Origin of the sequence: Paeniglutamicibacter sp. (assembly GCF_046714615.1) — a bacterium.
In the GTDB taxonomy this organism is placed as follows: domain Bacteria; phylum Actinomycetota; class Actinomycetes; order Actinomycetales; family Micrococcaceae; genus Paeniglutamicibacter.
Map to the genome: position 1 here is coordinate 1 of NZ_JBKKAP010000057.1, position 10956 is coordinate 10956.

Annotated in this window: 7 protein-coding genes; 6 read left to right on the forward strand and 1 reads right to left on the reverse strand. The window is 61.6% G+C overall.

All coding sequences use genetic code 11. The features are described 5' to 3' along the window. Window positions 1-549: 549 nt before the first annotated feature. On the forward strand, window positions 550-1893 hold the full coding sequence (locus tag ACLQ7E_RS06520) for an aspartate aminotransferase family protein (protein WP_411731760.1): 1344 nt from the start codon (window positions 550-552) through the stop codon (window positions 1891-1893). 62 nt (window positions 1894-1955) lie between these two features. Here ACLQ7E_RS06520 and ACLQ7E_RS06525 read toward each other — a convergent pair whose 3' ends face one another. Next, on the reverse strand, window positions 1956-2903 hold the full coding sequence (locus tag ACLQ7E_RS06525) for a LysR substrate-binding domain-containing protein (RefSeq protein ID WP_411731761.1): 948 nt from the start codon (window positions 2901-2903) through the stop codon (window positions 1956-1958). A 140-nt stretch (window positions 2904-3043) separates the two neighbouring features. On the opposite strand from ACLQ7E_RS06525, the gene ACLQ7E_RS06530 reads away from it, so the two are divergent. The 5 genes from ACLQ7E_RS06530 (at window position 3044) to ACLQ7E_RS06550 (ending at window position 10659) form a co-directional block, all read left to right on the forward strand. Next, window positions 3044-4399: an aspartate aminotransferase family protein gene (locus tag ACLQ7E_RS06530; RefSeq protein WP_411731762.1), complete on the forward strand. Its 1356-nt coding sequence runs from the start codon at window positions 3044-3046 to the stop codon at window positions 4397-4399. Window positions 4400-4423: 24 nt separating this feature from the next. Continuing rightward, a complete protein-coding gene (locus tag ACLQ7E_RS06535; protein WP_411731763.1) occupies window positions 4424-5905 on the forward strand; it encodes an APC family permease in 1482 nt (493 codons plus the stop codon). Window positions 5906-6016: 111 nt separating this feature from the next. After that, the gene (locus ACLQ7E_RS06540) at window positions 6017-7492 is read left to right on the forward strand and encodes an aldehyde dehydrogenase family protein (RefSeq protein ID WP_411731764.1); all 1476 of its coding nucleotides are present in this window, start codon (window positions 6017-6019) and stop codon (window positions 7490-7492) included. Between the two features lie 112 nt (window positions 7493-7604). Continuing rightward, the gene (locus ACLQ7E_RS06545) at window positions 7605-9254 is read left to right on the forward strand and encodes an amidohydrolase (RefSeq protein ID WP_411731765.1); all 1650 of its coding nucleotides are present in this window, start codon (window positions 7605-7607) and stop codon (window positions 9252-9254) included. Window positions 9255-9423: 169 nt separating this feature from the next. Beyond that, window positions 9424-10659 (forward strand): MFS transporter, encoded by a 1236-nt coding sequence (locus ACLQ7E_RS06550; RefSeq protein ID WP_411731766.1) that lies wholly within the window; start codon window positions 9424-9426, stop codon window positions 10657-10659. Window positions 10660-10956 lie beyond the last annotated feature (297 nt).

Genomic DNA, 10956 nt, shown 5'->3' on the forward strand with positions numbered 1-10956 from the left:
GGATCCATCTTGGCCTATATCGGCCAAAGCGAGTTTGGACATAATGATTGGTTTCCTGGTTCTCGCCCTACGCGATCGAGCTGACTTGCTCTGTCACCGTGGTACCGCTCCAGCCTGACACGTAGGGATAGGTGCAGATTTGGTACAAGGCACTCCCCGAAGCACTTCGAAGACCAAGGATATGAATCCCAAGTCCATCATCATGAACGGGGGAGTGGGAGCGCAATGTATGCGCTAGGGAAACGAGGATTAACCGTCTGCTGCCGAGCTGCCCGCTAACAGGAATCCGCAATAGCGCTGCGAGGACCGCGGTCAGCACGATGGTCCCGGCCTCGCACGTAGAGAAGCCGGGATAAACAACGGCAAAGTTTAGGCAGCGCGGAGCCGATCGCAGGCGGCGATCGGGTGATCGCGGATTGGCCATTGCAGCCGGTCCAGCATGGATCGAAGATGAAAAGGACCCGCCGGCGCGAGCGCGAGAAGCGGGTACCAGCGCCGAATCTTTCTGCGCGGAGCGCCAATGAGCGGCAGTCACGAAATGGAGTACCAATGTCCAAGTTAAGTATGGAAAAGAGCGTCGAGGCGTTCACGGTGAAGTTCGCGCAGTCCGCGGCAATGACCCGGAAGGGCAGGGAACTGATCCCCGGGGGATACAGCAGGAACTCGTTCAACTTCGGACCCCATGCAGTGTTCGTGGATAAAGGGGACGGCGCATACCTGGAAACGATCGACGGACACCGGATGCTCGATCTCAACAACAACTTCACGGTCAACGTCCTAGGTCACAACCACCCCGCCATCACCTCGGCGCTCCTTGAAGCGATCCCCTCCGGCATCTCGTTCGGCAATCCGAGCACCGCAGAAGCCGAACTGGCGCAGATCCTTATCGAACGCATCCCCTCCATCGAGAAAATCCAGTTCTCCTGCTCCGCCACCGAATCCTGCATGAGCGCCATCCGAGTCGCTCGGGCATACACGGGAAAGACGAAGATCGCGAAATTCGAGGGTGGGTACCACGGTTTCAGCGATCTCCTCCATATTTCATCACACCCTCAACCGGGGGACTCCGGAACGGACGCCGACCCGAAGGCCGTGGCAGACAGCGGAGGCATCCCCACTGACGAGGTGGAGAACGTCATCCTGCTATCCCAGAACGATTGGCCGGGCAGCGAGCGAATCCTTCGAACCAACGCGGACTCCATCGCCTGTCTCATCCTCGAGTTGGAAAGTGGAGCCGGCGGTCTTGTCACCCTGGACCAAGAGTTCGTGGAGGAGCTCCGATCCCTCACGAAGGAACTCGGGATCGTCCTGGTTTTCGATGAAACGATCACTCTGCGCGCGGACTACCACGGCCTCCAGGGCGTCTATGGCGTAACGCCCGACCTTACCGTGATGGGCAAGATCATCGGCGGGGGCCTGCCCTTGGGCGCCCTCGGCGGATCTGCAGAGGTCATGAACGTCCTGGAAACGGGACAGGTGACGATCTCGGGCACCCATCACGGACACAGACTTTCCCTGATCGCGGGCGCCGCATGCATGCGGACCATGGACCAGGACGCTTTCGACAAGCTTAACGCGCAAGCAGCTCGCATCATGTCCGAGATGAACGAATGGAGCGAGGCACGGAACAGCCCGTTCAAGGTCTACGGAAAGGGCTTCTCGCATATGGCCTACGCGTACATGAACTCTCCCGAACTCAACGTCCGGACCCACCGGGACTACTGGCGCAACGTTGACAGCGCAAAGACGCAGATCTGCTCGCTCGAACTGGCCAACCGCGGTTTCTTCCCCGTGCACCGCGGCGAATTCTCGTTGTCTCTGGCGATGACCGACGACGATATTTCGTCTTTCATTGGAGCGCTCCAAGAGATCGTCCAAGACCTCGAGGACTAGCCGAGGCCTACGGGCACCATGAACCCGCGCAGGCGGATCGGAGCGATCGCGGGGCCTGGGTCTCAGGCTGCCCGCGGCGTCCCGTTCGGTGCATCATCGATGGGAACGGCACCGGGTACGACATCGAACGACGTGAGGGCTAGCTGTTGGGCGATGTTGCGAAAGGCCTGTACATGCACCCGGTGTTCGCCTGACCGCGTCGCCAGGGCGCTGGGAGAATAGCTTCCGTCGGCAATCTGGCGGTAGACCATACCGGGAGCGCGGTGCAGGCGCGTGGCAGACCCGGGAAATGTATCGACGGCTCCCTGGTATGCGATGGCGTTCAGGCTCTCGGGAACACTTGTGACCGAGGCTGCAACGCGTCCCGGTCCACCGCGCAAATCGTCAAAGGACCAGTAACCCCGCCATTGTGGCGGTGCCATCGGGGAGGCGACGACGAAGGCCTCGTCCACCAGGTCCTGGGTCTTGATCGCGTCCTGGCCCGCCAAGGGGTGTCCTGCCGGCAGGCCGACGAAGCGGGGCTCGGCGAAGAGTTCGAGCAGCTGTATGCGCTTGTCGGCAATTGGAGATCGGATGAATGCGGCGTCCACGTCGCCGTTGGCGAGGGCCTCGACCTGGTCCACCATCGTCAGTTCGTGGAAGGAGAGATCGACATCCGGCATGGCCCGCCTGAACGCTGCAACGATCAGGGGCGTCAGCTCACCGGCGGACTCGTAGAAAAGCCCGATCCTCAGCTGGCTCTGGCCAGCCGAGTGCAGGATGCGTGCTTCCATGCTGGCATCGGCGATCTGCGCCAGGATTTCTTGGGCGCGGAGGATAAACGCTTCGCCGGCGGTCGTGAGAGCGACGCGGTTGGCGGACCGGTCGAAGAGTTGGGCGCCGATCTGGCGTTCAAGCCGCGCGATCTGGGTGCTGAAGGCTGATTGGGCGATGTGCATCGACTCCGCGGCGCGCCCGAAGTGCAATGTCTCGGACAGTGCGATTGCGTACTGAAGCTGTCTAATGTCCACACAAAACTCCTGATCAAACGGCCGATCTTGATTCGAGATCAGCCGATCTCGAAGTGCTCGTTGCCCCCGATTGTGACGGACGCCATGATGTTTCTATCCCCATTTCAAGGATAAGCCCCCAGCGGAAAGACTCGTACACCATGACAATCCAGTCCCGTACGGACATTGATCTCCTGCGGACAGACATCAAGCATCTCGTCCATCCCCACCTGCCTTCGTCTGAGACCCAGCGCGTCATCATGACCGAGGGCCGGGGCTGCCGGCTCACCGATGCCTCGGGCCGCAAGTACCTCGACGCCACCGGGGGACTCTGGCTGGCCCAGATTGGCCACGGCCGGCCGGAAATGGCCGAGGCCGCGGCCGAGCAGATGCGCACGCTGGAGTACTTCACCAGTTTCTGGGACTACAGCAACGACAAGGCCATCGAACTCTCCGAACGGATCATCTCACTGGCCCCGGAGAACATGTCAAAGGTCTTCTTCACCTCCGGCGGATCCGAGGGCGACGACGCGGCGATCAAGACCGCTCGCTACTACCACTACGTCAACGGGCGGCCCAACAAGAACTGGATCATCTCACGGAGGACCGCCTACCACGGCCTGGCCTACGGCGGCGGCACGGCGACGGGGTTCGCCGACATGGCCGAGGGCCAGGGCCCGCACCTGCCCAACGTCACACACCTCACCCCTCCGCATGGCTACCGCACGCACCTCTTCAACGGCGAGGACGTCACCGACTACTGCGTCCGTGAACTGGAAGAACGCATCCAGCAGATCGGCCCCGAGAACATCGCCGCCATGATCGGCGAACCGATCATGGGAGTCGGCGGCTTCATCATCCCGCCGGCGGATTACTGGCCCCGCATGCAGGAGGTATTGGACCGGCACGACATTCTTCTCATTTCGGACGAAGTCGTGACGGCATTCGGGCGCACCGGTTCCTGGTTCGCCTCACCCGACCATGGCATGCGGCCAGACATCATCGTCACCGCCAAGGGCATCAGCAGCGGTTACATCCCCCTTGGCGCCGTCCTGATGAGCGAGGAGATCGGCCAGGCGGTCACGGGCGGTCACGGCTATCCCGTGGGCTACACCTACTCCGGCCACCCCGTTGCGTGCGCGGTCGGCCTGAAGAACCTCGAAATCATCGAGTCCGAAAACCTGCTCGCTGCCTCCAAGTCCACCGGCGCACTGCTCTATGCCCTGGCGGCTCCGCTCGCCACCGAGCTCGACATTGTGGGCGAGGTCCGCCATGCCGGCATGGGTCTGGCCCTTGAACTAGTCACAGACAAGACCAGCCGCACCCCGCTGCCCCAAAACGGCCGCTCTGTTGCCGATGTCATCCGCGATGAAACCGGCGTCATCGTCCGTGTCAGCAGTCCAACCAACCTGGTGCTCTCGCCCCCGCTCGTGATGACCGAGGACGAGGCCGTCACCGCGGTCTCCGCCGTGGCTTCGGTCCTACGTCGAGTTCGTCCCGATGGATCCATCGTCTGATCCTGCCTCGAAAGGCTACTTCTCATGTCCAATTCATCCGACCTCAGACCCGAACGCGCGCTGAAACGCAACGCCATCGGTGTGTCCGGCATCGTGTTTTTCGTCGTCGCCGCCGCGGCACCGCTCGCCGCGGCCCTGGGGGCCTCCCCCGTGGCCTTCATGTCACTGGGTGTCGGGGCACCCGGAGCCTACGTCATCGCTGGCGCCGTATTGATTCTTTTCGCGATCGGATACGCGGCCATGAGCCGCTTCGTTACCAGCTCCGCCGGTTTCGCAGCCTACCTGGAGCTGGGCTTCGGCCGCGTGGCAGGGTTCGCCGGTGCCGCCCTGGCTCTGCTGGCCTACACCTGCATGCTCATGGCCCTGTACGGAGTGCTCGGATTCTTCACGAGCGCCATTGTCGCCGACCTGACCGGATTCGAACTTGACTGGAAAATCTGGGCGCTAATCGCGTGGGCCGGCGTGGCCGTTCTTGGCTATCTTGAAATCAATCTCAGCGCTAAAGTGCTCGGCGTCTTGATGATCGGCGAGGTACTCATCCTCCTGGTATTCGACGTCGCCGTCATCGGCCAAGGCGGAGCCGACGGTATCAACTTCGAAGCCTTCCGACCGAGCAACGTCTTCACCGACGGACTGGGCGTCGCCTTGCTGTTCGCCGCCAGCTGCTTTGTCGGATTCGAGGCCACGGCAATCTACGGCGAGGAAGCCAAGGACCCCAAGCGCACCGTGCCCCGGGCGACCTACGTGGCCGTTGTCCTCATCGCCGTCTTCTACGCATTGTCAACGTGGGCCATCGGATTGGCCCACGGCGGGGGAACAATCCAACAGGCAGCGGCGGAGGACCCCGGCAACCTGGTCTTCGCGGTCAACACCCAATACGTGGGGCAATGGTCAACCGTCATCATGAACGTACTTCTCGTGACAAGTTCCTTCGCGGTGCTTGTTGCCTTCCACAACACCCTCTCCCGCTACGTGTTCGCCCTCGGGCGTTCAGGCGTGCTCCCAAAGACCCTGGGCAGCACTCACGCGCGTTGGCAGTCCCCGCACAAGGCCAGCATGGTGATTACGGTCGTCACGCTCATCGTCGTCGGACTCTTCATGCTTTCAGGGGCAGACCCGTACGCCCAGCTTTACGCGTGGTTGATTGGCCTGGGCACGTTGAGCATCCTCGTGATGCAGGGAGCCACGTCAATCGCAGTGGTGGCCTTCTTCCTGCGGAAGAAGCGCAGCGAATTCCGCCTCTGGAGCGGCGGAGTCGCCCCAGTGCTCGGGGGAATCGGACTGGCCGGGGCAGCCTTTCTGGCAATCCAAAACTGGAACCTGCTCACGGGTGCGACGTCCGGATTCCCGACCTTGCTTCCGTGGCTTGTTGTCGTTGCAATCGTAGCCGGGGTTCTCTGGTCCGTCGGTGCCAAGGGCAGAACAATCGCTCCTGCCGGCGCAGACGGTCCGGCCTCAACCGAGGAAATCACTTCCGGACTCGGTACCCCCGATACTTCTCGCTGAGCTGGAACTCCCGCTTCCAGCGAACCCCGACGACGGGCCGAACCCGTTCAAGTCCAAATACCACCACACCCAATTACCACCACACCCGACTACACTTCCCAGGAGAACACCATGACCACGACCATGTCCGAGTCCACCGCCACATTTGCCGGGCAGTCGGCGACACTGCAGTTCATCGGCGGCCAGTGGCGCGAAGGCCGCTCGGCCAAGACCCTGACCGTCACCAACCCGTACGACGACACCTTGCTGGCCTCGATCCGGCAGGCAAACACCGCTGACCTCGACGAGGCCTACCAAGCTGCCGAGGAAGCCCAGAAGGAATGGGCAGCCCGTACGCCCGCTGCCCGACGCCAAGTGATGATGCGCGCAGCACAGCTGCTGGAGGATCGTCGCGAAGAGATCGTCGGCTGGCTCGTCAAGGAATCCGGATCCACCGTGGGCAAGGCGAATGTGGAAGTTTCGCTGGCGGCGGGCATCACCCTGGAATCGGCGTCCTTTCCCACGAGGGTGCAGGGCCGGATCCTCGATTCCAACACCCCAGGAAAAGAGGTCCGCGTTTACCGGCGCCCGATCGGGGTCGTCGGCGTCATCAGCCCGTGGAACTTCCCTCTCCACTTGTCACAGCGCTCCGTGGCGCCGGCTTTGGCCCTCGGCAACGCCGTCGTCATCAAGCCCGCGAGCGATACCCCGGTCAGCGGAGGGCTCATCCTGGGCCGGATCTTCGAAGAAGCAGGACTCCCGCCCGGCGTACTCAACGTCGTGATTGGCGCCGGTTCCGAAATCGGGGACGACTTTGTAGCCCACCGTGTCCCCGGGTTGATTTCATTCACCGGCTCCACCCCGGTGGGACAGCGAGTGGGGCGGCTGGCCACCGGCGGCGAGTACCTGAAACACGTCGCCCTGGAACTGGGCGGCAATAGCCCCTTCGTCGTTCTGGCGGACGCCGATCTCGACGCGGCCGTCACCGCCGCCGTCACGGGCAAGTTCCTCCACCAGGGACAGATCTGCATGGCAATCAACCGGATCATCGTTGAAGCACCGGTCTACGATGAGTTCCTCTCCCGCTTCGCCGCCGCCGCAGCAGCAGTCCCAACAGGTGATCCCTCCGATCCACAAACCCTGGTCGGCCCCGTCGTCAACGACAGCCAACTCGAAGGCCTCAAGCAGAAGATCGCCTTGGCGCGTGAGGAAGGCGCCCGCACTGTGGTGGACGGCGAAATCCTCGGCCGCCTGGTGCCGCCACACGTGTTCGCCGACGTCGAACCTGACATGGAGATTGCGCGCGAGGAAATCTTCGGCCCCCTCGTTGGCGTACTGAAGGCCACCGACGAAGCCCACGCCCTCGAGCTGGCCAATGCCGGTTCCTTCGGCCTGGCCAGTTCCGTATTTACCCAGGACCTGGATCGCGGCGTCCGTTTCGGCCTCGGCATCAAGGCCGGCATGACGCACATCAACGAGATGCCCGTCCAGGACGAGGCTCATGTCGCTTTCGGAGGTGAGCGGAATTCAGGACTGGGCCGGTTCAACGGTGAATGGGCCATCGACGAATTCACCACGGACCACACCATCGGCATCCTGCGTTTGTAGGCGCCGTCTTGCCGTGGGCGCCCCTGCCTCACCAGGGTCGCCCACGGCGACGAAACGACCCCTCCCAAACTAGAGCCAAACTCCGGCAACAAGGGACAAACCTAAGGTATCGATGAAGAACAACCTGGATCTACTTATCAAAAACGCAGTCGTCCGGACAATCGACGACAGGGATTCCATACACAGCGCGATCCTGCTGCGGGCAGGACGGATCGCAGCGCTGGGTACGGAGGCCGAAATGCAGACGGCGGCCTCACCGGGCGCAGAGATCTTCGATGCCGGTGGCAGGACCATCGTCCCGGGCTTCATCGACGCCCACAATCACCTGAGTGTGGCAGCCTTCGAACCGATCGCAGTCGACTGTTCGACCCCGCCCCTGGCTACGCTTGACGAAGTGCTGGCCACGATCGAGACCCACTGCAAGGACTTGCCGGCCGGCCAGTGGGTGCGCGGCATTGGCTTCCACTCCTCCCAAATCACCGAGCAACGCAATCCCACCCGGTACGAACTGGATGAAGTCGCACCGCACAATCCGTTCTTCCTGATCGAATCGAACTGCCACGCCGGGCATGCCAACAGCCTTGCCCTCGACGCGGTCCGAATCGATGTCTGTACTCCCGATCCATGGGGAGGGAACATCGAACGGGATGCCAGCGGTGTTCCCACCGGGACCTTGTTCGAGGCTGCCTCCGATCTGGTTACCTCCGCTTCCTGGGAGGCCTACGCTGAACGGGACTGGGACCGAGCTGTCGATCTCCTAGAAGCCAAAGCGACCGAATACCTTGCAGTAGGCCTGACCGGGGTTGGTGATGCCTGCGTGACCACCCGCGGCGCGGAGCTGTACCGCCGCGCCGACGCAGCCCAAAAGCTCCCCCTCACCTTGCAACAACTCCACGGAGGAGACCACTTCTTCTCCAAACAAGATCTCCGAAGAACCGACATCCTCGAAAGGATCCACCGCAGCGACAGCCACATGCTGCGTGGTGGAACGATGAAAATTTTCGTGGACCGGGCATACCCTGATGGCCCAGGTCTGCACCAGATGCATGATGGATGCACCAAACACGTAGGAACGAACTTTTACAACCCGCGCGAGGTCCATGACCTGGCCCTGCAGGCCACTGAAATGGGCATCAACCTTGCGATCCACGGCATGGGCAACTGTGCCGTCGACGCGGTTTCCAATGCGTACGAAAGCGTCCGTCAACGGGTAGGCGACGACGCCATCCTGCGCCTTGAGCACGCCTTCATTGCCGAGCCCGCCCAAGCTCCGCGCCTGGCCTCCCTCGGAATCGATCTCGTAGCCAACCCCGGCCTCGCATACAAGGATGGCCTCTTCTTCGACGGCTGGCGCGGTGAGAACCAGCGGCACCTTCGGGTCCTGCCCCTGCGTTCCATGATTGACGCCGGGGTCCGGGTCAGCTTCGCCTCCGACCATCCCTGCGGCACCTACTCACCGGCAGAAATCATGTGGAGCGCGGTCGCCCGACGCCACCAGTCGGGAACGCTCATCGATCCCGACGAAGGAGTCACCGCTTCCGAAGCCTTGCGGGCCTACACCATCAATCCTGCCCACGCCTCCGGGCGGGCGTCCGAAGAAGGCAGCCTCGAGGTCGGCAAACGCGCCAACCTCCTGATCTTGGATCGTGACCCCCTCACCGTCTCGACGGATGACCTGCGTTCCATCACCGTCGACCGGACATACGTTGACGGACATCTGATGTATGAACGCCAACACGCGGGAGTCGCGGCTGCGGACTAAACCCTGCCAAATATTCACTTCGATCTGATCACCGCGTCATTCAATCTTCAGGCACCCCGCGCCAGAGCCGCCATCCCGTCGGTGGCGTGGACGACGCAGACGATATTTATCATCCCCTAGATCATCAAGCTCCAGAATAATGGGGCGTTCCTAAGAGAAAGAGACGTCGATGTCTCGAATTGATGTGCCCGCCAAGGTGGGGCAAAACGAGGATCCCAACGCAAAAGGGCGGACTGCACTGATCGTAGCCTTTTCCGCTCTGGCAGCATTTCTGCTTCTGGTGGCTCCTGTAGTGGCAACTCAGCTGCAGCTCCAGCTAGGGCTAAGTCCGTCCCAGGCGGGGGATCTTTTCGCCATCGAACTCGGTGCCACCAGCCTCGCGTCCCTTCCCGCGCTCTACTGGATCAGGAAAGCCAATCTGAGAAAGGCTGCCTTCTTGTTCGGCTTGGTCTACATCGTGGGAAACGTGATGTCCATGTTCCTCACGACTTACGAGGTCCTGATGGTGGTTCGCGGCGGCACCGCCTTCGCCGGCGGTTCTCTCATGGTCCTGACGATGGCCTTGGCTGCTCAGGCACGGAACCGGAACCGCGTATTTGGATGGTGGACCGTCGGCCAGATTGCCCTTGGTGCAGTCGGGTTGGCCGTCCTTCCGCCCCTGTTCTCCGCCTTTGGTCTCGCGGCCTTGTATATGTTCATGGCCATTCTGATGGTCCTGTCGCTCCCACTAGTTCGGTACCTTCCCCTTCACCCGCTGAGGGTTTCGGTTGGTAACGGAACAACGGATCCGGTGCAGAAGCCGAATCTTGCGAAGGTGTTCATGGCTTTGGTGGCGTGTCTGCTGTTCTATGTGGGGCTGATTACCGTGTGGGCCTTCATGGGAGGGCTTGCAGAAGCCGCAGGGATCGAACCAAGGATTTCCAGCTTGATCCTGTCGATCGCTACGGTCGTTGGCGTGGTGGGTTCCTTTGCGGCAACCATGGTGGGCGGTACTATCAGGCGCCGAGTTGTCCTTCTTGGCGGATACTTTTCCATGATCGTGGCCATCGCACTGCTCTTCGGAGTCGACGGTGCCTTACGGTTCGGGGCTGCAGCCCTCATCCTTAAATTTGCGTGGCCTTGGACCCTGCCCTTCTTGATGTCAACACTGGCGGATCTGGACCCGGCCGGCAGGGCCACCAACCTTGCCAACTTGGCCATTGGTGGTGGATTGGCCATCGGCCCAATCATTGCGGGCCGCGTGGTCGAAGCCACGGGAGGGTTTAACGCCTTGGTCCTCATCGGAGTACCCGCCGTCATTATCTCGCTTCTACTTATCATTTTTGCCCAGCCAAGTGGCAAAGCGTCCTCCTCGTCCGAAGATCCCAGCAGGATGAACGTTGCCGGGACCAAGACTGCCGGCTGACCTGTCTATGCGCTAAACCAAGTGCAGATAAGAAAGGCTCCGGACCCGCCAATGGCCTTCGGAGTCTTTCTTATCTTGCAGACTGGGCTGTAGTTGGCCCGCTTCTACTATTCGCCCTCGATTTGCATGTGCAGGCAGGTCGTCCGACCCCAAACCGAAAGCACCCCGCAACTGAACTGCTCCCCGAAAGTTGGACTGAATAATTCAGATCCTTACTTTCGGGGAGTTTTTCATGCGTCAAAATAGTTCATTGACCGCCGAGCAGCGGCTGGCTGCCGTCGATCTTTTCGAGCAGGG